This window comes from Thermus sp. 2.9 (assembly GCF_000794385.1).
GTDB classification, from domain to species: domain Bacteria; phylum Deinococcota; class Deinococci; order Deinococcales; family Thermaceae; genus Thermus; species Thermus thalpophilus.
The window spans coordinates 1-18,929 of the sequence record NZ_JTJB01000059.1 but is presented as its reverse complement, the minus strand read 5'-3'; the positions used below and the strand labels follow the sequence as shown (position 1 = coordinate 18,929).

Genomic DNA, 18,929 nt, shown 5'->3' with positions numbered 1-18,929 from the left:
CGGGGTGGAGCTATGAGGTAGCACACGAAGGAATTCCTTACACGACCGTCCTCTCCGGCTTCCTGGCCGCAACCCAAACCTTTTTACTCGCGCGTTTCGGGCTTCCTGGGGGATACCTTTACACCGCTGGCTACGTCCTGGTATGGAGTGTGATCCTCTGGGCACTGGACCGGAAGGGGATTTACGTGCGGGTTTAACCAGGGAAGGAATGCGGCGCTTTGGAAGCGAGCCTACTTGCCCGTGATGGTAACCACCATCGTCCTTGTGGGCTTTGGATTGTGGGCCACCGAAGCCTTCAGCCGTCAGCTTCCTACGGGCACGACGCCGGGTGGCCCCGACGCCCCCGTGGGCCCGCTCCGGGCCCGGCGCGGGATCACCTGGGAGGCGTAGACGTCGTGGTGGGCGGTGTACCCGTAAGCGGGGCAGACGGAAAAGCCCTCGGGGAGCGCCTTGACCACCCGCTCCCCGCGCCCGGCGCAGGTCTGGGAGGTCCCCCTGGGGCCCACGGGGATCACTACCCTACCAGCTTTCCAGGCCATGCAGGGAAGCACCTGGTCACCCAAGGCGCCAATAGCGCCTTGGGCCCTCCAATAGGATGAGGACCTAAGCCTGACCTTTCCCCTCTCCCGCGGTCCCCCAAGGAAGATGGGCTTGAGGGGAGAGAGGTCCCTCGGCTCCCCTCGCCCAAGGAGGGGAAGAAAGAGGCCTGCCCGCAGAACCCTCCAGGGATTGGCGCCAGGGGGGCTCCTTCCATCCGTTGACCCCCGCTGGCCCGGAGGGCCGGCCTTGCCTAGTAAATCGCCTTGTACCCCGGAGGGGGAGGAAGGAGACACCCTGAGGCCATGGGCCAAAAGCTCCAAGGGCGCCATCGCCGTCCTCGGCTTCCGCACCCCACGGGGACCAAACCTCCCCAAGGCCCAGGCCCCCAAAACCGTGTGGGAAGCGTACCCGGTCGCACCTCCGAAGCCATGCCGCCCCACCAGGTTCCCCAGGAGGCATTCTGCTCGCCCTTCCTCGCTCGGTTAAAATCTTCCCGAGGCGCGTTCCCCCGCCAGCTAAAGCGGGCGGTCCCCTGCGCTCGGGTGCCAATGGAAGCCCACCTCCGAGAAATCCTAGGCGATCCCCTCACCCTCGCCTTCACCCTCCTCCGGGTGGCCGTGGTCTACCTGGTCCTCCTCCTGTTCCTGCGCCTGAGCGGCAAGAAGGTGCTGGGGCAGATGACCCCCCTGGACCTCCTCACCCTGCTCCTCCTGTCCAACGTGGTGCAAAACGCCATGATCGGCCCCGACAACAGCTTGCTGGGCAGGCTTTTGGGGGCCGGCCTCCTCCTGCTCTTGGACCGGGTCCTCTCCCGTAGCCGCCTGCGCCGCTCCTTCATGGGCGAGCCCGTCCTCCTGGTTCACGAGGGAAGGCCCGTTTGGGATCACCTCCGTCGGGAGGGGGTGGAACTGGAGGAACTCATGGCCGCCTTGCGGGAGCACGGGGTGGCCCGCCTCGAGGACGTCCTGGAGGCGGTTCTAGAGGTGGACGGCACGATCAGCGTGGTGCCCAAGGACCACCTGGAGCCGAAACGGGTGCGCAAGGTGCGCTCCAGCCGCAACCGCTAGGGACTGGCCGGGGCCTCGGGCCGGGAAAAGAGCTCGTTCCTGCGCACGAAGGCCTCCATGAAGCGCCCCAGGAGCTCCATCTGGCTTCGGTGCGCCCTCAAGGCCTGGAGCTTCCGCTCCTCCTCCTCGGGCGTGAGGTCCAGGCGCCACCAGGGAAGGTGGCGCCCCCGGGGCGGGGGCTCGAGGTAAAGGGCCGGGTGCAGGCCTTTGGGCAAGGGCCACTCCAGCCCCCCGTGCACGATGTAAAAGCGGAGCCGATCCAAGGCGCCCCTTTCCCCCATGAGGCGGAGGGCCATATAAGCGGTGGCCCGGTGGTCCACGTGGGCATCCTCCGGGGCTGGGGAGAGGACCAGGTCGGGCTTTACCTCGGCCAGCACCCGTTTAAGGTCTTCCTCCCACGCCTCCCCGGTGTAGGGGGCCCCAGGGTGGAAGGCACCGGGATAGGCCACGCGGTCCAAGTGGGTGGCCGGGGAGCGGTAGGGGATGTAAAAGTTCTCCAGGAACATGTGGAGGAGGCCCCGGTCCGGGTAACCCAGGAAGTAAAGGTGATCCTCCGGGACCCCGAGCACCCGCGCCGCCGCCTTGGCCTCCTCCAAGCGCCGAAGGGCGAGGTGCCGGAGGTCCTCGGGTCCGGGCCGCACCCTCCGGTCCAGGAGGGCCGCATCCCATTGGAACCCATCCCCCAGGGTCATCCAGGCGAGGAACACCTCACCTCCCGCCGCTAAAACCCGCTGCACGAGGCCCCCCGCCGCCAGGCTTTCGTCGTCAGGATGGGGCGCCAAGACCAAAAGGCGCACCTTAAGGGGATCAGCGTAAGGAGGGAGTTTCCCCACTCTCCCCCGGTAGTACCAAGCGTAGCCCTGCTGGAAAAGCCAGGGGGCGTTGATGAAAAGGGCCAGGAGCCCCACGAGGACCAAAGCCCACACCAGCACCCTAGGCCTCACGCTCCCTCCCTCGGGCCCAGGTAAACCCGGAACCGCGCCCCGCCCCAGGGGCTTTCCTCCACTCGGGCAAAACCCCCGTGCGCCTCGGCCACCCGGCGGACCAGGGCGAGGCCGAGGCCGCTCCCACCTCCTGGGCCCAGCCGGAAAAAGGGGCGGAAGACCTCCTCCCGGCGCTCCTTGGGTATCCCGGGGCCGTCATCCTCCACCAGGATACAGGGCCCAGGCCGAAGGTGGATGGCCACGCGGGCACGGGCGTGGCGCAGGGCGTTCTCCAGGAGGTTGCGCACCAAGGCTTGGAGCAAGACGGGGTCCCCCCGGTAGGGCAAGGCGTTGGGCAGGTCCAGCTCCACCTTCTTTGCCAGCACCAGCCCTTCGATGGCCTCCAAGACGATCCCGGTGAGGTCCACCTCCTCCCGCGCCACCGGGGCCTCCGCCCGCACCAGGAGGAAGAGCCTTTCCGTCAAGGCCTTGAGGTGGAGGGCCGCCTCGAGGGCCTTCTCCAGGGGCTTGCGCTGGGAACCCACCATCTCCAACGCCTGCTCCAGCCGCCCCAGCAGCACGGAAAGAGGTGTGCGGAGCTCGTGGGCGGCGTAGCGGACAAACTGCCGCTCCCCCTCCAAGACGCGCTCCAAGGCGGCCAGGAGAAGGTTTTGCGCCCGGGCCAGGCGCCCCACCTCGTCCCACGAACCCGGCTCGGGCAGGCGAGCCTTGGGGTCCGGAGCCTGGGCCAGCTCCAAGGCGCGGCGCGCCATGCGGTTTAGGGGTGCCAAAGCCCGCCCCGCAAGCGCATAACCGAGGAGGAGGGAAAGGGCGAGGGCCGCCAAGAAGGCCAAGAGCAACACCGCATCCATTCGGGCCAAGGCCACCTCCACGGTTTCCAGGGAACGGGAGGCCACCAAGACCCCTCCCCCTTCCGCCACGGCGCAGTACCGCACCTCCCCCCAGGTGGCGCACCCCAACATCACCCTGGGGGGAGGGGGAAGGGCGGGTCCCCGACGGTCCACGAGCCTGCCCTTCTGGTAGAGGTAAAGCCCAAGGTCGGGCGGCAGGGCCTCCCCCTCCCCCTCCAGGCGGAGCGCGCCGTTCTCCTCGTTGACCAGGGAGCGGGCCACCCCGAGGGCCTCCCGAAGCGTGACGTCCACGGCTCCAAAAAGGCTCGCCCTCACGGCGAAGTGGAGGTACAGGCCGAGCCCCCCAGGACCAGGGTCAGGAGCAGGGCGTCACTTAAGGCAAGCCTCAGGCGGAGGCTCATCCCTGGAAGCGGTATCCCCGTCCCCGTTCGGTGAGGATGGCGTCCTCGGCCAACTTGCGCCGCAGGCGGTAGACGTAGACGTCCACCACCTTGGGGTCCACGCTCTCCTCCCCCGCCCAGACCTTTTCCAGCAGAACCTCCTTGGGGTAAATGCCCCCGGCGTTTAGGGCGAGAAAGGCCAGCAGGGCGTACTCCTTGCCCGCAAGGCCCACTTCCCGGCCCTCCCAGTAGGCCCGCCTTCCCTCCAGGTCCAGGGTTAGGCGGCCCCGCACCACCAGGTTTTGCGCTTCCCCATGGGCCCGGCGCAAAAGGGCCCGAACCCCGGCCCGAAGCTCCTTGAGGTGGAAGGGCTGGGGGAGGTAGTCGTCCGCCCCCGCCTCCAGACCCTCCACCCGATCCTCCACCTCGCCGCGGGCGGTCAGCATCAACACGGGGAGCCGATGCTCCCCCCGTAGCTTCCGCAAGAGGGCGAAGCCGTCCATTTCCGGGAGCATAACGTCCAGTACAGCAAGATCGTAAGGGAAAGTGGCAAGGAGTCCCAAGGCCTCCTCCCCGTGGTCACCCAGTCCACCGCATAGCCCTCCGCCTCGAGGACCTCCCGCACCAGCTCCCCCACCCTGGGGTCATCTTCCACCAAAAGGACCCGCATCCTGCCCCTTCCACAGCCACCTCAGGCCGAGAAACCAGGCGGTGGTGAGCGCCCAACCCGCCAGCACGTCCGAGGGGTAGTGCACCTGCAGGTAGAGCCGGGACAGGGCCACCAGAAAGGCCCACACGAGCCCAACCGCCAGGGCCACCCGGGCCCGGGACCCGCCGTCCTCCAGGAGCCAGTAGAGCGCCAAGGCCAAGGCCAAGCCGGCCATGGCGTGCCCCGAGGGGAAGCTGTAGTCGGACTCCGGGGCAAGTTGCGGGAAGAGGTGGGGGCGGGGACGGGCGAAGAAAACCTTGGCCACGAGGTTAAGGGCCTCGCTCCCCCCCAGGAACACCAGGAATATGGGCCAGGGCCGCCCCCGTCGGTAAGCCCAAAGGAGAAGGGCCAAGGACCCCAGCGCCACCAGGGGCGGGGATGCGGTCCAGGAGAGGGCGAAGGCCAGAGTGTCCCCCAGGGGGCTCTGGCGCCCGTGAAGCCAGGCCAGGACTGCCCCGTCAAAGGCAAAGCCTTGCTTTCGAAAGACCCCTTGGGCCAGGACCCCAAAAAGCGCCAAGGACAGGAGCAACCCACCGTACAGGGCCGCAAGGGGAAGCCTGGAGCGTTGTGAACCCCTCACCGCCATAGCCTACCGCCCTCTGGACCCCTGGCCCAGGTAGGCCCCGGTTCGGGCGTCCAGGATCACCTGAACCTGGCTAAAGTCCATGCGCAAGACGGGCCTCCCGCCCCAGATCTGGCACGCCACCTCCTGGGGGACTTCCCGGGTCTTCAGGGCTTTCTGGGCGGACTTCACCACCTCCCCAAGGGGGCCCCCGGGGGCTCCCTGAGCCAAGCCCTGGCCCCAAGGGCTCTTTCCCTCAAGGGCTTGGCCCCCAAGACCCTTCCCGTCATACCGTCCACGTACACCTGGAGCAGACGGCGCCCCTTGGCCAGGTCCACGGCGTACCGGGGCTGGCCCTGGCACCAGGACAAGGAGATCTCCTCCGCAGGGGTGGGAATCCGGGACCAAGCCTGGGCGGCCCGCACCGCCTCCATGAACCCAACCCGGGGCAGGCCCTGGGCCAGGGCCAAGCCCCAAACGAGCATCCCCAGCAAGAACGCCTTCCGCATCGCCCCCTCCTGAGCGGGGGGAGACCCAGGGGTGTCCCTGGGTCTCCCCTATCCCCCCTTATTCGCCTTCCTCCACGCCCTCGCCCTGACCGCCCTCTTCCTCGTGGTCCTCCTTGGAGCCCTTACCCTCGCTCCCCACCGCTTCCCGGTGGAGAACCTTCCCGGTCCCCGCATCCACCTTCACCTCTTGCCCCGCCAAGACCACCTCCCAGACCAGGTAGCCGTTCTCGTTCCCCAACGATACCTGCGTGGGAGCCGCCGTGGTGCCCAAGGCCTGCTGGGCCGCCTTCACCGCCTCCTCGGCGGTGACCTTGGCCAGGGCCTGGTAGGCGGCGGACTCCTGGTCCTCGTTGCCGTATTCCTGGGTCACCGGGATAGACCCCTGGTAGGCCGGGGCCTGCGCGCCCCCTTGACCCTTCGGCCCCATCTGGGCCACGGCCAAAACGCTCAAGGCCAACACACCCACACCCGCTGCCAGTATCTTCCTCATCGCTTCCTCCTTTGCCCCGGGGGTCCTGCCCCAAGGGCACCTTCACCCTAGGGGGAGAAGGTAACAAGGAGGTAAACACTTTGGGCTAAACCAGGGCCCAGATGTGCGCCTGGTAGAGGCGGGGCGTTCGGGAGAAGCCCAAGCCCCACCGCGGTCCATGCTCGGGCAGGGGGGCTTAAGGACGCCCAAGGGGAAGGGGGCTAGCGCCTCCCTGGGAGGGGGGACAGGCGAGGCTTAGGCCCTCACCCTGGGGGAGGGCCTAAGGCGCCCATGTGCGTCTTGGCGGACCAGGTTATCCTGACATCGGGGTGTGACCTTGGATCCCGTACGTTTGATCTCCCTGCTCTCCTACCCTGGCCTTTTCCTGATACCGGCCGCCGAAACCGGCCTGCTCCTGGGATTCTTCCTTCCCGGGGATAGCTTTCTCGTGGCCGTGGGCATCCTGGCTGCGGGAGAGGTTCTGAGGCTGGACTGGGCCCTCGCTCTCCTCTTTCTCGGGTCATACCTGGGCCACCAGCTGGGCTACCTTTGGGGCAGGCGGCTTGGGGAGGGCCTGGTTCGGCGCATGCGCCCCGAGCACTTCCGCAAGACCCGGGCCTTCCTGGCCCGAAGGGGAACCCTGGCCCTCGTCCTAGCCCCCTTTATCCCCGTGGTCCGCACGGGCATGCCCTTTGTGGCGGGCGCCTTTCGCATCCCCTACCCCCGCTTTGCCCTGCTCTCCCTCGTGGCTTCCTTGCTCTGGACCCAAGGAGTCACCCTGCTGGGGTATTTCCTGGGCCGTAGCGTTCCCCACGTGGACCGCTATCTCCTGCCGCTGATCCTGCTCGTGGTGGGCCTCTCCCTCCTTCCCCTAGCCTGGGGGCGAAAGGGAACAGGGTGAAACCGACCCCTTCCTAGGCCGCCCCCGTGGGGCCCTGGGCCAGGTTTCATCGCCCTTTCAGGCGGAGGGCCTACGCTTTTCGCCGGAGGTGAGCGGATGAAGCGAGCCCTGTTGCTCTCCCTTCTCCTTTCGGTCCTCGGGTTGGCCCTGGCTGGGGTTTCCGTTTCCCCCTTCTTGCCCAAGGCCCTCGAGGGGAAGTCCTGGCCCCAAGGCACGCAGTTCGCCCTCCTGGACGCTAACGGGAACGTGGTGTGGCAACCGGGTGGACCGACCGACCACCTGTCCCAGGCGGCGGTGCTACGCATCACCCTCCCAGACGGGAGCGTGTACCAGGTGGCGGTGAAGGTGGTGGGCCAGGGGCGGGGCCTGGGCGAGGTGAAGCTCACGGTGGACGGCAGGCTGGTCCCGCTACCGGAACTCCTGCGCGCCAAGGACTTCACCGTGGACGCAAACGGCAACCTGGTCAAGAAGGGGCAGTCGGAGGAGAGCGCCCAGGGGCAAAAGAAGGGGAACTCGGAAGAGGGCACCCAGGGGCGCGGGCATGGGGAGGGGCACCCGCCCGCCCAACCGCCCAAGGGCAAGGGCAAGTAGCCCAACCGCATGGACCCGTCGGGCCCCCTCCCGGCGGGGTTTCCCTTGGGCCAGGCCCCTCGCCCATCCCTCCAGGGCCCCAGCGACCCTTACCGCCGCAACCAGCCTCGGAACCCCGCTGGAACTCAAGACGGCGGTTGGGGGGCGCCCAGTCCGGTGGAGGGCGGCACGTGGGATGCCTTGCCCTTGGGAAGCCGACCAGGAACGGGACCTACCGAGCAGACTTGACTGCTATTCCGCATACAACCCCAGGAACTTGAGGGCGAAGAGGGGATGGAAGGAGAACGCCTCCAGGGCCGCCTTCTTCCCCCTCACTCAGAAGGAACCGTTCTCCGCCGCCCACCGCCCCCAAGGAGGCCAGAAGCCTCCCCAGGGCCTCCGCCTCCCTCCCCTCCACTTGGGCCAGGGTGGTCCGCAGGTGCAGGGCCAAGACCCACCAGAGCCGCGCCTGGGGGGATTGTCCCGTGCGGCTCCCCCTTAGGGTCTTCCCCTCCACCACCCACGCTTCACCCAGTTGGGCTTGGGGGAAGAGGGAGAGGAGGGCCTTTTGCAGGCCTTAGGCCCGAAAGGGAGTATTGCCGATTCTTGCCCCGGGGGTCGGGGGCTTGGGCCAGTGCCTTCGCGCCGGGCCATGGGGTTAGGCCTACCTCAAGGCGTGTATAGCGGTCAAGTCTGACCTCCTGGCCCTGGGCCTCACTCTGGCCCTCTTGGCCCTCTTCCTTCGCGCCTCCCGGGAAGCTGCGGGCCCATTCGCCCCACAGCCAATCTCCCTAGATCCAATCCACTTGCCGGAATACGCCCTGCGCACCGCCTTCCGCATGGGGCTCGCCCTGGTCTTTTCCATCCTCTTCACCTTTCTGTACGCCCCGTTGGCGGCCAAGACCCGCCTCGAGGCCCTCCTGGTTGCCCTTTTGGACATCCTCCAGTCCGTGCCCATCCTGGGCTTCCTGGCGGCCACCGTGGGGGCCCTTGCCGCTTTGTTTCCCGGGAGGGCCTTGGGCTTTGAGCTGGCGGCAGTCTTCGCCGTCTTCACCTCCCAGGCCTGGAACATGGCTTTTAGCTTCTACCAATCCCTCAAGACCCTGCCCCGGGAGCTGGACGAGGCGGCGAGGCTTTTCCGGCTCACGCCCTGGCAACGCTTCCTGCGGCTGGAGGTGCCCTTCGCCCTACCCGGCCTGGTCTACAACGCCATGATGTCCATGTCAGGGGGCTGGTTCTTCGTGGTGGCCTCGGAGGCCATCGCCGTGGGCAAGACCGAGGTGGACCTGCCGGGCATCGGGTCCTATATGGCCGTGGCCCTGGCCCGGGGAGATTTGGCCGCCCTGGGGCTTGCCGCCTTGGCCATGCTGGCGGTCATCCTCCTCTACGATCAGCTCCTTTTTAGGCCCCTGGTGGCCTGGAGCCAACGCTTCAAGTACGAAGAGCGGCCGGGGCAGGAACCGGCGCGAAGCTGGGTACTGGACCTCCTGCGGCGCACCCGGGCGGTGCGGCGCCTGGCGGAGGCCGGGACCACCTGGGCCTTGGAGGCTCTCCTCCGCGCCGAGCGCCGCTTCCAGGTTTCGCAATCCCCTTCGCTTCCCACCTGGCCCCTTTACCTCCTCCTGGGCCTCTTCGCCGCCTGGGGTCTTTGGGAACTCCTCGCCGCTTTGCGCCCCTTGGGCCTGGCCCAGGTGGGTCAGGCCTTCTACCTAGGGTTCCTCACCCTTTTGAGGGTGCTTGGGATCATGCTTCTGGCCACCTTGGTCTGGGTTCCCGTGGGGATCCTCCTCGGCCAAAGGCCCCGGCTCGCCGCAAGGGTGCAGGCCCTCTTGCAGCTTCTCGCCGCCTTCCCTGCCAACCTCCTCTACCCCTTCTTCGCCTACCTGCTCCTCCGCTTCCACCTTTCCCTTGAGGTGTTCTCCGCCTTCCTCATGGTCCTGGGCACGCAGTGGTACATCCTCTTCAACGCCATGGCCGGGAGCATGGCGGTGCCCGAGGACCTCAAGGAGGCGGCCAAGAGCCTCGGGCTAAGGGGCTGGGCCCTTTGGCGGCGCCTCCTCCTCCCCGCCAGCTTCCCCTACCTGGTCACCGGCCTCATCACCGCAAGCGGCGGTACCTGGAACGCCTCCATCGTGGCCGAGGTGGTGGCCTGGCGCGGCCATACCCTGGAGGCCACAGGTCTGGGGAGCTACATCGCCCGCTGGACCCTGGAGGAGGGTCAAGGGCCCCACCTCCTCTTGGGGATCGCCGTGATGAGCCTTTACGTGGTGGCCTTAAACCGCCTCCTCTGGCGGCGGCTTTACCGCTTGGCGGAGGAGCGGTTCCGGCTTTAAGGAGGTAAGGATGCTGCTTGTGGCCAAGGGGATCGCCAAGGCTTACCAGACCGGGGAAAAGCCCTTCAAGGTCCTGGAAGGGGTGGACCTCGAGGTACGGGAGGGGGAGATTGTGGCCCTTCTCGGCCGCTCGGGCGGGGGCAAGAGCACCCTTCTCCGCATCCTGGCGGGGCTTATCCCCCCGGACGCCGGGGAGGTGCGCTTCCGAGGCCGTCCCGTCCGGGGCCCGGTGGAGGGGGTGGCCATGGTGTTCCAGACCTTCGCCCTCTTCCCCTGGCTCTCCGTGCTGGAGAACGTGGCCTTGGGCCTCGAGGCCAGGGGGGTGCCGCGGGCGGAACGGCTCCAGAAGGCCCGGGAAGCCATCGCCCTCATCGGGCTAAAGGGCTTTGAGGACGCCTTGCCCAAGGAGCTTTCCGGGGGAATGAAGCAACGGGTGGGCTTCGCCCGGGCCCTGGTGGTGGAGCCCTTGGTCCTCCTCCTGGACGAGGCCTTCTCCGCTTTGGATCCCCTCACCGCCGAGGGGCTCCGGGGGGATTTCCTGGACCTGTGGCTCGCCGGGCGGCTTTCCACCCAAGCGGTCCTCCTCGTGACCCACAACATCGAGGAGGCGGTGGCCCTGGCGGACCGGGCCCTGATCCTCCAGGGAAGCCCTGCCCGCGTGGGCCGGGAAATCCCCATCCCCCTTCCCCACCCCCGGGACCCCAGCGACCCCCCCTTCCGCGCCCTGGTGGAGGAGATCTACATGGCCCTCACGGAGCGGGAGGTGGTGGAGCGCCACCTGGAGGAGGAGCTGGTGCGTCTGCCCGAGGCCCCGGTGGAACGGCTGACCAGCCTGGCCGAGGCGATGGCGGCCCACGGGGGGCGGGTGGACCTGCCCCTCTTGGCGGAGGAGGAGGGGCTGGAAGTGGACGAGCTCTTCCCCCTGCTGGAGGCTTTGGAGCTATTGGGCTTCGCCCGGATGGAGCGGGGCGATGTGGAGCTCACCCCAGCGGGAAGGGCCTGGGCCGAGGCCACCTCCAAGGAGCGCCAGGTCATGTTCGCCGAACACCTCCTTAGGCGCGTGCCCCTCATGTCCCGGCTCCACCGGGCCCTGGTGGAGCGCAAGGCGGTCCCCGAGGAGCGGGTTTTGGAGTGGCTTCGGGACCACCTCCCCGAACCCGAGGCCAAGCGGGTCTTGGGAGTAATCCGGGAATGGGGCAGGTTCGCCGGCCTTTTGGGCTATGACGACCGCGCCCGAACCCTATTCCTGCCGGAAGGGGAGGCCTCCGGGCAAAGCCCAGGGTAGATTTTGCGCTCCGCCCTCGCCTTTGGGTGTATAGTCAACACCCGTGAGGCACCTCTACGCCCTTCTCCTCCTTTCCTTAAGCCTGGTCGCCTGGGCTTTCCCCCTGGATAGCCCTGCCTTCGCCACCCTGGTCAAAGACTCCTACCAGGAGGTCCCCGGGGGACCCCCCTTTAGGGCGTGGTGGGAGACGGCGTACCACCACGCCTTTGGCGAGAGCCTCCAGGAGGCCCTGCATCGCGAGGCCAAGGCCCCTCCCCTAAAGGCCGCCACCTGGGCCTTCCAGACGGTGAAGCGCCTCCTTCCCCGCTTCAGCCTGGAAGAGGGTTACGAGTTCGCCTACGCCGCCCGCAAGGGGGAAAGGCAGTGCCTCCTCCAGGCGGTGCTGGTTCAAGGCCTCCTGGAGGAGGCGGGCTTCCGGGCAGGGGTGTACATGGTCTACGAGAACCCCGAGGGTAAGCGGAGTAACCTGGGCCACGCCGTAGCGGTCCTGCGCCTGGCAGGGCGCGACTACCTGGTGGACCCCTCGGAACCCACCCCCTTCCCTCGGCACCGGGGCCTCCTCGTGGTCACCGCCAAGGGCTTGCGCTTCGCTGAGCCCCAGTACGGCGGCGACGGGGCCATCCTCGCCTACCGGACCCGGGAGGGCACCCTAAGCCCCAAGGAGGTGGAACCCCTCCCCTTCGCCTACGTCAGGAGCCAGTTCTACTACTACCGGGGCGAGCAGGCCAAGGGCGGGGTGCTGCGGGGCCCGAGGAGCCCAGAAGGCTTGGCCCGCTCCGAGGCCATGCTCCGGAAGGCGGTGGCCCTGGCGCCCGAAAACCCCTTGGCCGTCTACCTCCTCGGCCTAACCCTGAGCAAGGAGGGCAAGGAGAGGGAGGCAAAGGCGGCCCTCCTCCACGCCGCGGCGCTGTACCAGGCGTACGGATGGGTCCCACCCGGGGTGGAAGCGGCGCTTAAGCGCTTATGAAGACCCCTCCCGACCAGACCGCCCATTCCGAGGAGGGCCGCTACGCCTGGTGGCAGGTCCTCTGCCTCACCGGGGTGGACCTCTTCTCCTCCCTGGGGTACCAGCCGGGCATCGCCCTGCTGGCGGCGGGGCTCCTTTCCCCCCTGGCGAACCTCACCCTGGTAGCCTTCGCCCTCTTCGCCGTCTACCCCGTGTACCGCCGCCTGGCGGAGGTGAGCCCCGACGGCCAGGGCTCGGTGGGCCTCCTCACCCGCCTCCTCCCGGGCTGGCGGGGAAAGGTGGTGGTCCTGGTGGTCCTGGGCTTCATGGCCACCGACTTCATGATCACCATCACCCTCTCCGCCGCCGACGCCGCCGTCCACTTCTTGGGTAACCCCCTGGCCCCCGCCTGGCTCCAAGGGTACCAGGTGGGATTAACCCTTTTCCTCGTGGGCCTTTTGGGCTTCGTCTTCTACCTGGGCTTCCGGGAGGCCATCGGCCTGGCCGTCCCCATCACCTTGGGCTACCTGACCCTCAACGCCATCACCCTGATCGCGGCCCTGGCCCATCTCCGCCCGGACCACCTGGAGGGTTGGTGGCGGAAGCTCCTGGCCGCCCAGCCCGACCCAGCGGGACTCCTCCTGGTCACGGTTCTGGCCTTTCCCAAGCTGGCCCTGGGTCTTTCCGGGTACGAAACCGGCGTGGCCCTCATGCCCCTGATCCGGGGGGGGCCGGCGGACACCCCAATGCAACCCCTGGGCCGGATCCGGGGGGCCCACCGCCTCCTCCTCGCCGCCGCCTTGGTCATGGGGAGCTTCTTGGTGGCGGCGGGCTTCGCCACCACCCTTCTGATCCCGGAAGACCTGTGGCGGAGCGAGGAGGTGGCCGGAAGGGCCATCAGCTTCTTGGCCCACCGCTACCTGGGGGAGGGGTTCGGAAGCCTTTACGACCTCTTCTCCATCGTCATCCTCTGGTTCGCCGGGGCCAGCGCCATGGCCGGCCTCCTCACCATCGTGCCCCGTTACCTGCCCCGCTTCGGCATGGCCCCGGAGTGGGCCAAGCAGAGACGGCTCCTCGTCCTCTTCTTCACCGGGGTGGGCTTCGCCCTTACCCTGGCCTTCCAGGCCCGGGTGGAAGCCCAGGCCGCCGCCTACGCCACGGGGGTCCTGGTGGTCATGAGCTCCGCCGCCTTGGGCATCTACCTCCTCGCCCAAAAGGAAAAACGGCGGGAAGCCGCCTACTTCCGAGCCCTCCTCCCCGTGTTCGCCTACGTGCTCTTGGCCAACGTGGTGGAGCGGCCAGACGGGGTGCGCATCGCTTCCTTCTTCATCGCCGCCACCCTCTTCGTATCCTTCCTTTCCCGCGCCCTACGCTCCTTTGAGCTGAGGGTGGAAGGCTTTGCCCTGGACGAGATGGCGGAGCGCTTCGTCGCCCTCATCAAGGAACAAGAAGCCCCCCTCCGCCTCGTGGCCCACCGCCCGGAACGGGGTGGGCTTGCGGCCTACTGGGAAAAGGAGCGCCGCATCCGGGAGGCCACCCACATCCCTGCCCACGACCCCATCTACTTCGTGGAAGTCTATGTCCAGGACCCCTCCGAGTTCACCACGGAAGCCTGGGTCTGGGGCGTGGACCACCCTGAGGTCAAGGTGTTCCGCATCCTGGGCACCGCCGCCCCCAACACCCTAGCGGCTTTCCTCCTCTACCTGAGGGAGCGCACGGGCAAGCGACCCCACATCTACTTCGAGTGGGGGGAGGAGGGACCCCTCCAGGCGGCCCTTAACTTCCTTCTCTTCGGCGAGGGCGACGTGCCCACCCTCACGCACGAGGTCCTGCGCCGCCACGAGCCAGACCGCAGCAATAGGCCGGTGGTCCACGTGGGGGGCTAGCGGCGCCAGTGGGAGAAGAGGCCAGAGACCAGGATGGTCATGGGCACGGCCAAGAAGATGCCCAAGAAGCCGAAGAGCTTGCCGAAGGCGAAGATGGCGAGGAGGACCAAGGCGGGGTGGAAGCCGAGCGTGCGCCCGTAGATGAAGGGGATAAGGACCTTGCCCTCTACGAGTGCGATGCCCCCGTACCCGGCAAGGACCAACAGGGCGCTCAAGGGGCCCAGGGAGGAAAGGGCCACCAAGGCGGCCAGGAGCGCAGCCGTGATGCCGCCCACGAAGGGCACCACCTCCAGGATCCCCCCCAACACCCCCAAGGCGAAGGGGCTCGGCACCTTTAGGAGAAAGAGCCAGCCCCCGAACAGGAGGGCAAAGGAAAGGGCGATGAGGAATTGGGCTCGGGCCCAGTAACCCATTCGCCGCCAAGTCGCCTCCAAAACTTCCCTCCAACCTTCCCCGGGTAGGTACGGGGCGGCCCGGGCCACCAGGTGGGGCTCGAGGCTGATCATCACCGCCAGCACAAAGGCCAGGACCAGCTCGGAAACCGTTTCCCCCACCTTAAGGGCAAGATCCCCCGCCAGGCGGAAGGAAGGGGCCAGGGACGAGGCCAGGCCGGGAAGGGAAAGGCCGAGGTTCTGGTCCAAAAAGGCCAACACCTTAGGCAACACCTCCCCGAGGTTGTGGAACTGGCTAACCAAGAAGGGGCTAGCCAGGTAAACCCCGAGGGCGAGGACCCCGAGGACGCCAAGGTAGGCGACCAAGACGGCGGAAGGCTGGGGGAGGAAGCGCCGGAGCACCCTTACCAGGGGGTCCAGGGCGGCCGCCAGGGTGAAGGCGAGGAAGACCCAGAGGAGGAGGGTGTAGAGCTTGGCCAGGGCCCACAAGGCCAGGAGGAAGAGGAAGAGGCCTAGGAAAAAGCGGTTGGCACCGGACATCCCGCTTGCCATCATAAGCGAAGGTTCCAGGGTGGAGGGTCCGCGCCCGCAAAGGCTCTCCGGGCGTGGGTTGCCCCCTTGGCGCCGAGCGGGGCCACCGTCGGCCCCGTACGGGAAACCCGTGGTCCCCCTACCTTGCCTAATGGTGCAGCACCCGCTCCAGGAAGGCCCGGGTCCTTTCCTCCCTGGGCCGGGTGAAGATCTCCTCCGGCCTCCCCTCCTCCACCACCTGACCCCGGTCCATGAAGATCACCCGGTCCGCCACCTCCCGCGCAAATCCCATCTCGTGCGTCACCACCAGCATCGTCATCCCACCCCGCGCCAAGTCCCGCATCACGTCCAACACCTCCCCCACCATCTCCGGGTCCAAGGCGCTCGTGGGCTCGTCAAAAAGCATCACCTTCGGCTCCATCGCCAACGCCCGGGCAATGGCCACCCGCTGCTGCTGACCCCCCGAAAGCTCCGCCGGGTACTTCCGCGCCTGGTCCAAAATCCCCACCCGCTCCAAGAGCTCCAACGCCTTCCCCTCCGCCCGCTCCCGGGACCAGCCCCGCACCCGCATAGGAGCTAAGGTGATGTTCTCCAAAACCGTCATGTGGGGAAAGAGGTTGAACTGCTGGAAGACCATCCCCACCTCCCGCCGCACCTCCCTCAAGGCGCGATCCTCCTTCACGTTGCGCCCGTCCACCACCACCTCCCCCTCCTGAAAGTCCTCCAGGCGGTTGATGCACCGGATGAGCGTGCTCTTCCCCGAGCCCGAAGGGCCGATGATGACCAGCTTCTCCCCGGGGGCCACCTCCAGGTGGATGCCCCTCAGCACGTGCAGGGAGCCAAACCACTTGTGCAGGTTGTGGATGCGGATGATGGGTTCCATACCTCACCTCTTCCCAAGGCCCAAGGCCGCCTCCACGCGGCGGCCCAGGTAGGAGAAAACGCCGGAAACCGCCAGGTACACGAGGCCCAAGAAGAGGTAGACCTCCCGCTCCAACCCCACGTTCTGCGGGTTGGCGAGGACCGCCCGGGCCACGCCCATGAGGTCCAGGATACCGATGAGGGCAACCAAGGAGGTGTCCTTGAAGAGGGCGATGTACTGGCCCACCAGCGCCGGCACCACCGCCCGGAGCGCTTGGGGAAGCACCACGAAGCGCAGCGTCTGGAAGGGGGTGAGTCCGAGGCTAAGCGCCGCTTCCCACTGCCCCCTAGGGATGGCCTGCAACCCGCCCCGAACGTTTTCCGCCAAGTAAGCGGCGGCAAACAGGGTAAAGGCCAAGAGGGCCCGCACCACTTGGGGTAAACGCACACCCTCGGGCAAAAAGAGGGGTAAGGTGACGAAGGCCAGGAAGAGGAGGGAAACCAGGGGCACGCCCCGCACCACCTCGATGTAGGCGACGCTGAGGAGCCGCACCGCGGGAAGCCGACTCTGCCGCCCGAGGGCCAGGGCCACCCCTAGGGGAAAGGCCAGGGCCATGGCGCTCAGGGAAAGGAGGAGGGAAAGGAGGAGCCCGCCCCACAAGGTCAGCGGCAGGGGCAGGAAGAGGAGGAAAAGGACCAGCCCCACCCCCACCGCCAACCCGGGCCGTGGAAGACGGGCGGCCCGCAGTAGGCCAAGCCAGCCCCAAACGACAAGGAGCCCCGCCCCAAGGAGGCCATAGGCCCTCCAGGTCATCCCCGGCGGCAGCTGGCCAACAAAGAAGTACCGGAGGTTGTCCCCCACCACCCGCCACTCCGCCCCCAAGGCCCAAAGGACAAGGGACCGCCCCAAAAGGAATAGGAAACTAAGCAAGACCAAGCTCACCAGAGCGTTCCCGGGGCTACCGAAGAGGGCGCGGAAAAGCCTCATAGCTTCCACCTCAGGGCCACCCGGCGGTTGTACCCGTTCACCAAGGCGCTGATGCTGAGGCTGAGGCTCAAGTAGACGGCCATGACCAGGAGGATGGCCTCGAGGCTACGTCCCGACTGGTTGGCCACGGTGCTGTAGACGGAAAAGAGGTCGGGATACCCCACCGCCACCCCCAGGGAGGTGTTCTTGGCCAGGTTGAGGTACTGGTTGGCCAAAGGAGGCACGGCGATGCGCACCGCCTGCGGGAGGACAACGAGGCGGAAGGTATCCGGGTAGGAGAGCCCCAAGGCGTAAGCGGCCTCCCACTGGCCCTTGGGCACGGCCAGAATGGCCCCCCGCACCACCTCGGCCACGAAGGCGGAGGTGTAGAGGGTCACCCCGATGAGGAGGGCGGCGTACTCCGGAGAGAGGAAGATGCCCCCCAACGGCCCAAAGGGTCCCGGCACCGCGGGGCGCACCGAGAAGGGGGGCCCCAGGAGGGCCCAAGAGGCCAGGAAAAGGGCGAGGCTCCCCACCCGGGCCAAAAGGCCCCGCCGTCGGAAGGCCCAGGCCCAAACCCCTGCCAGCACCAGCCCCCACGCCCCGGGGGCCAGCGCCAGCTCGGGCAGGAGGAGACCCCGCTGGGACAAAAAGGCCCCGGCGAAGGCGATGCCCCGCTCCCAGGGGGGTAGCTTAAGGAGGATGGCGAAGTACCAGACAAAAAGTTGCAGAAGGAGGGGGGTGTTGCGGACGGCCTCCACATAAGCGAAGGAGAGGCCCCGGGCCAAGGGGTTGGCGGAGAGCCGCCCCAAGGCCAGCAAGAGCCCCAGCAACGTGGCCCCCAAAAGGCCCAGCAAGGTCACCTTGAGCGTGTTCAGAAATCCCGCCAGAAGGGCCTGGAGATAGGTGTCGGAGGGCTGGTAGGGACGAAACCCTTCCCCTGGGGCAAAGGTGATGCCCTCGCTCAAGGAAAAACCCGCCTCCTGCGACAGGAAAGCGAAGCTGAAGGGGATACCCTGGGCCGCCATGCGGGCCTTGGCCGTGGTCCATAGGGCGGCCAAGCCCCAGGCCACCAGGCCCAGGACCATCGCCTGTACGAGGAGGTCCCGCAGGCGGGGCATGGGGCTTAGCGGAAGGGCGGGCTGTACATGAGGCCCCCGTACCGCTGCAGGGCGTTCAGGGTGCCCGTGCGGGGGATATGGAAGGGGCTTTTGGGTCCGAAGAAGCGATCGTAGATCTCCCCGTAGTTCCCCACGGCCCGAAGGATGCGGACCACGAAGTCCTTAGGCAGGCCAAGGTCCTGGCCTAGGGTGCCATCGAGGCCAAGGAAGCGGCGGATCTCTGGCACCTCGCTCTTAAGGAATTGGTCCAGATTCTTGCTGGTGATCCCGAACTCCTCCGCCTGAATAGTGGCCCAGACGATCCAGGAAAGGGCATCCCGCCAGCGGGAGTCGTTTTCCCGCACGAACCCGGCTAAAGGCTCCTTGGAAATGGTTTCTTTGAGGATCACCAGCTCCTCGGGGTTGGGGGCGGTGGCGCGGAAGCCCACCAGCTGCGACTTGTCGGCCGTGAAGGCGTCGCAACGCCCTTGCAGGAAGGCCGCCATGACCTTGGCCCCGTCCTCAAAGGTCAGGAGTCGGGTATTCCGCCACTTCCGCGCCCGGATGTAGTCAGAGATGTTCTTCTCGTTGGTGGTACCCTGGGTGGTGCAGAAGGTGGCCCCCTCCAGGTCCCTTAGGGCGTTGGCCCGGCCTTTCTTGACCATCACCCCCTGACCGTCGTAAAAGGTCACGGGCAGGAAGTCCACACCCAAGGCGCCATCCCGGTTGGCCGTCACCGTGGTGTTGCGGAACGCCACGTCCACCTCGCCGTTTTGCACCGCTTGGAACCGGACCCGGGCATCCAGAGGCACGTAGTCCACCTTGTCAGGGTCGCCGAAGAGGGCGGCGGACACCGCCCGGCAAAACTCCACGTCAAAGCCCGCGTACTTGCCCGTCCTCTGGTCAAGGAAGCCGAAGCCGGGCAGAACGGCGTTCACCCCGCAGACCAAACGCCCGCGGCTTTTCACCACCTCAAGCCGGGACTGCTGCGCCAGGGCGGGCCAGGCCCCAAGCAAGAGCAGCGCCAACCATCCAATCCAGAGCCGCTTCATTCCCCACCTCCTGTCTCAGGGAAGGATAACACCTGGACAAAGCGGGGTCAACCTTTGCGGGGCTTGCCCAGTAA

At 67.4% G+C, this 18,929-nt stretch carries 20 protein-coding genes and 3 pseudogenes; 8 read left to right on the top strand and 15 right to left on the bottom strand.

Annotated features, from left to right (window positions below; translation table 11 throughout):
* A pseudogene (locus QT17_RS14640) lies at positions 1 to 197 on the top strand (hypothetical protein); the annotation flags it as partial.
* A 105-nt stretch (positions 198 to 302) separates the two neighbouring features.
* Here the strand turns inward: QT17_RS14640 and QT17_RS12870 are convergent.
* The gene (locus QT17_RS12870) at positions 303 to 539 is read right to left on the bottom strand and encodes a zinc ribbon domain-containing protein (protein ID WP_081995831.1); all 237 of its coding nucleotides are present in this window, start codon (positions 537 to 539) and stop codon (positions 303 to 305) included.
* Positions 515 to 782: pseudogene (locus QT17_RS14635) on the bottom strand (hypothetical protein); the annotation flags it as partial. The gene QT17_RS12870 and the pseudogene QT17_RS14635, both read right to left, overlap by 25 nt.
* Positions 783 to 1,088: 306 nt before the next feature.
* On the opposite strand from QT17_RS14635, the gene QT17_RS12865 reads away from it, so the two are divergent.
* Complete coding sequence (locus tag QT17_RS12865; protein ID WP_039460599.1) at positions 1,089 to 1,607, top strand: YetF domain-containing protein; 519 nt, start codon at positions 1,089 to 1,091, stop codon at positions 1,605 to 1,607.
* On the opposite strand, the gene QT17_RS12860 is transcribed toward QT17_RS12865, so the two are convergent.
* The 7 genes from QT17_RS12860 to QT17_RS12835 all read right to left on the bottom strand — a co-directional run bounded on the left by QT17_RS12860 (position 1,604) and on the right by QT17_RS12835 (position 6,052).
* Entirely contained in the window at positions 1,604 to 2,551 is a 948-nt protein-coding gene (locus QT17_RS12860; RefSeq protein ID WP_039460597.1) for a PIG-L deacetylase family protein, read from the bottom strand. The two genes, QT17_RS12865 and QT17_RS12860, sit on opposite strands and share 4 nt — an antisense overlap.
* Positions 2,548 to 3,693 carry a HAMP domain-containing sensor histidine kinase gene (locus tag QT17_RS12855; protein ID WP_152607423.1) on the bottom strand — a complete coding sequence of 382 codons (1,146 nt, stop codon included), beginning with the start codon at positions 3,691 to 3,693 and terminating at the stop codon, positions 2,548 to 2,550. Before QT17_RS12855 ends, QT17_RS12860 begins: the two co-directional genes overlap by 4 nt.
* Positions 3,694 to 3,799: 106 nt before the next feature.
* The gene (locus QT17_RS12850; RefSeq protein WP_369792397.1) at positions 3,800 to 4,345 is read right to left on the bottom strand and encodes a response regulator transcription factor; all 546 of its coding nucleotides are present in this window, start codon (positions 4,343 to 4,345) and stop codon (positions 3,800 to 3,802) included.
* Positions 4,346 to 4,426: 81 nt separating this feature from the next.
* Complete coding sequence (locus tag QT17_RS12845; protein WP_235283937.1) at positions 4,427 to 5,071, bottom strand: phosphatase PAP2 family protein; 645 nt, start codon at positions 5,069 to 5,071, stop codon at positions 4,427 to 4,429.
* A gap of 9 nt (positions 5,072 to 5,080) precedes the next feature.
* Positions 5,081 to 5,245 carry a hypothetical protein gene (locus tag QT17_RS13850; protein WP_153802423.1) on the bottom strand — a complete coding sequence of 55 codons (165 nt, stop codon included), beginning with the start codon at positions 5,243 to 5,245 and terminating at the stop codon, positions 5,081 to 5,083.
* Complete coding sequence (locus QT17_RS12840; protein ID WP_039460595.1) at positions 5,242 to 5,562, bottom strand: PepSY domain-containing protein; 321 nt, start codon at positions 5,560 to 5,562, stop codon at positions 5,242 to 5,244. Before QT17_RS12840 ends, QT17_RS13850 begins: the two co-directional genes overlap by 4 nt.
* A gap of 58 nt (positions 5,563 to 5,620) precedes the next feature.
* Positions 5,621 to 6,052 carry a PepSY domain-containing protein gene (locus QT17_RS12835; RefSeq protein ID WP_039460593.1) on the bottom strand — a complete coding sequence of 144 codons (432 nt, stop codon included), beginning with the start codon at positions 6,050 to 6,052 and terminating at the stop codon, positions 5,621 to 5,623.
* Positions 6,053 to 6,383: 331 nt separating this feature from the next.
* On the opposite strand from QT17_RS12835, the gene QT17_RS12830 reads away from it, so the two are divergent.
* Together QT17_RS12830 and QT17_RS12825 are read left to right on the top strand one after the other, a co-directional pair.
* Positions 6,384 to 6,932: a DedA family protein gene (locus QT17_RS12830; protein WP_052155223.1), complete on the top strand. Its 549-nt coding sequence runs from the start codon at positions 6,384 to 6,386 to the stop codon at positions 6,930 to 6,932.
* Positions 6,933 to 7,028: 96 nt separating this feature from the next.
* Positions 7,029 to 7,523: a hypothetical protein gene (locus QT17_RS12825; RefSeq protein WP_039460591.1), complete on the top strand. Its 495-nt coding sequence runs from the start codon at positions 7,029 to 7,031 to the stop codon at positions 7,521 to 7,523.
* 231 nt (positions 7,524 to 7,754) lie between these two features.
* On the opposite strand, the pseudogene QT17_RS15065 reads toward QT17_RS12825, so the two are convergent.
* Positions 7,755 to 7,838 (bottom strand): annotated as a pseudogene (locus QT17_RS15065) (DDE transposase family protein); the annotation flags it as partial.
* A gap of 470 nt (positions 7,839 to 8,308) precedes the next feature.
* Here QT17_RS15065 and QT17_RS12820 point away from each other — a divergent pair.
* Genes QT17_RS12820 through QT17_RS12805 form a run of 4 tightly spaced genes read left to right on the top strand, consistent with a single transcriptional unit; the run spans position 8,309 to position 13,952 of the window.
* Positions 8,309 to 9,835 carry an ABC transporter permease subunit gene (locus QT17_RS12820; protein ID WP_235283936.1) on the top strand — a complete coding sequence of 509 codons (1,527 nt, stop codon included), beginning with the start codon at positions 8,309 to 8,311 and terminating at the stop codon, positions 9,833 to 9,835.
* A 10-nt stretch (positions 9,836 to 9,845) separates the two neighbouring features.
* Complete coding sequence (locus tag QT17_RS12815) at positions 9,846 to 11,120, top strand: nitrate/sulfonate/bicarbonate ABC transporter ATP-binding protein (protein ID WP_039460588.1); 1,275 nt, start codon at positions 9,846 to 9,848, stop codon at positions 11,118 to 11,120.
* Between the two features lie 43 nt (positions 11,121 to 11,163).
* Positions 11,164 to 12,087 (top strand): hypothetical protein, encoded by a 924-nt coding sequence (locus QT17_RS12810; RefSeq protein WP_039460586.1) that lies wholly within the window; start codon positions 11,164 to 11,166, stop codon positions 12,085 to 12,087.
* The gene (locus tag QT17_RS12805) at positions 12,084 to 13,952 is read left to right on the top strand and encodes an amino acid transporter (protein ID WP_039460584.1); all 1,869 of its coding nucleotides are present in this window, start codon (positions 12,084 to 12,086) and stop codon (positions 13,950 to 13,952) included. Before QT17_RS12810 ends, QT17_RS12805 begins: the two co-directional genes overlap by 4 nt.
* On the opposite strand, the gene QT17_RS12800 is transcribed toward QT17_RS12805, so the two are convergent.
* The 5 genes from QT17_RS12800 to QT17_RS12780 form a co-directional block, all read right to left on the bottom strand.
* On the bottom strand, positions 13,949 to 14,884 hold the full coding sequence (locus QT17_RS12800) for an AI-2E family transporter (RefSeq protein WP_039460581.1): 936 nt from the start codon (positions 14,882 to 14,884) through the stop codon (positions 13,949 to 13,951). The two genes, QT17_RS12805 and QT17_RS12800, sit on opposite strands and share 4 nt — an antisense overlap.
* 139 nt (positions 14,885 to 15,023) lie before the next feature.
* Positions 15,024 to 15,758: an amino acid ABC transporter ATP-binding protein gene (locus QT17_RS12795; RefSeq protein WP_039460580.1), complete on the bottom strand. Its 735-nt coding sequence runs from the start codon at positions 15,756 to 15,758 to the stop codon at positions 15,024 to 15,026.
* A gap of 3 nt (positions 15,759 to 15,761) precedes the next feature.
* Positions 15,762 to 16,724 carry an amino acid ABC transporter permease gene (locus QT17_RS12790; protein WP_039460578.1) on the bottom strand — a complete coding sequence of 321 codons (963 nt, stop codon included), beginning with the start codon at positions 16,722 to 16,724 and terminating at the stop codon, positions 15,762 to 15,764.
* Complete coding sequence (locus QT17_RS14930) at positions 16,721 to 17,824, bottom strand: ABC transporter permease subunit (RefSeq protein WP_039460576.1); 1,104 nt, start codon at positions 17,822 to 17,824, stop codon at positions 16,721 to 16,723. Before QT17_RS14930 ends, QT17_RS12790 begins: the two co-directional genes overlap by 4 nt.
* Positions 17,825 to 17,829: 5 nt before the next feature.
* Positions 17,830 to 18,855, bottom strand: a complete 1,026-nt coding sequence (locus QT17_RS12780) for an amino acid ABC transporter substrate-binding protein (protein ID WP_039460574.1) — start codon at positions 18,853 to 18,855, stop codon at positions 17,830 to 17,832.
* Positions 18,856 to 18,929: the final 74 nt, after the last annotated feature.

What these genes read in the sequence shown, in the direction of transcription:
- QT17_RS12870 (WP_081995831.1), bottom strand. Translation starts at nt 539, where the DNA reads ATGGCCTGGAAAGCTGGTAGGGTAGTGATCCCCGTGGGCCCCAGGGGG.
- QT17_RS12865 (WP_039460599.1), top strand. Translation starts at nt 1,089, where the DNA reads ATGGAAGCCCACCTCCGAGAAATCCTAGGCGATCCCCTCACCCTCGCC.
- QT17_RS12840 (WP_039460595.1), bottom strand. Translation starts at nt 5,562, where the DNA reads ATGCGGAAGGCGTTCTTGCTGGGGATGCTCGTTTGGGGCTTGGCCCTG.
- QT17_RS12835 (WP_039460593.1), bottom strand. Translation starts at nt 6,052, where the DNA reads ATGAGGAAGATACTGGCAGCGGGTGTGGGTGTGTTGGCCTTGAGCGTT.
- QT17_RS12825 (WP_039460591.1), top strand. Translation starts at nt 7,029, where the DNA reads ATGAAGCGAGCCCTGTTGCTCTCCCTTCTCCTTTCGGTCCTCGGGTTG.
- QT17_RS12815 (WP_039460588.1), top strand. Translation starts at nt 9,846, where the DNA reads ATGCTGCTTGTGGCCAAGGGGATCGCCAAGGCTTACCAGACCGGGGAA.
- QT17_RS12805 (WP_039460584.1), top strand. Translation starts at nt 12,084, where the DNA reads ATGAAGACCCCTCCCGACCAGACCGCCCATTCCGAGGAGGGCCGCTAC.
- QT17_RS12800 (WP_039460581.1), bottom strand. Translation starts at nt 14,884, where the DNA reads ATGTCCGGTGCCAACCGCTTTTTCCTAGGCCTCTTCCTCTTCCTCCTG.
- QT17_RS12795 (WP_039460580.1), bottom strand. Translation starts at nt 15,758, where the DNA reads ATGGAACCCATCATCCGCATCCACAACCTGCACAAGTGGTTTGGCTCC.
- QT17_RS12790 (WP_039460578.1), bottom strand. Translation starts at nt 16,724, where the DNA reads ATGAGGCTTTTCCGCGCCCTCTTCGGTAGCCCCGGGAACGCTCTGGTG.
- QT17_RS14930 (WP_039460576.1), bottom strand. Translation starts at nt 17,824, where the DNA reads ATGCCCCGCCTGCGGGACCTCCTCGTACAGGCGATGGTCCTGGGCCTG.
- QT17_RS12780 (WP_039460574.1), bottom strand. Translation starts at nt 18,855, where the DNA reads ATGAAGCGGCTCTGGATTGGATGGTTGGCGCTGCTCTTGCTTGGGGCC.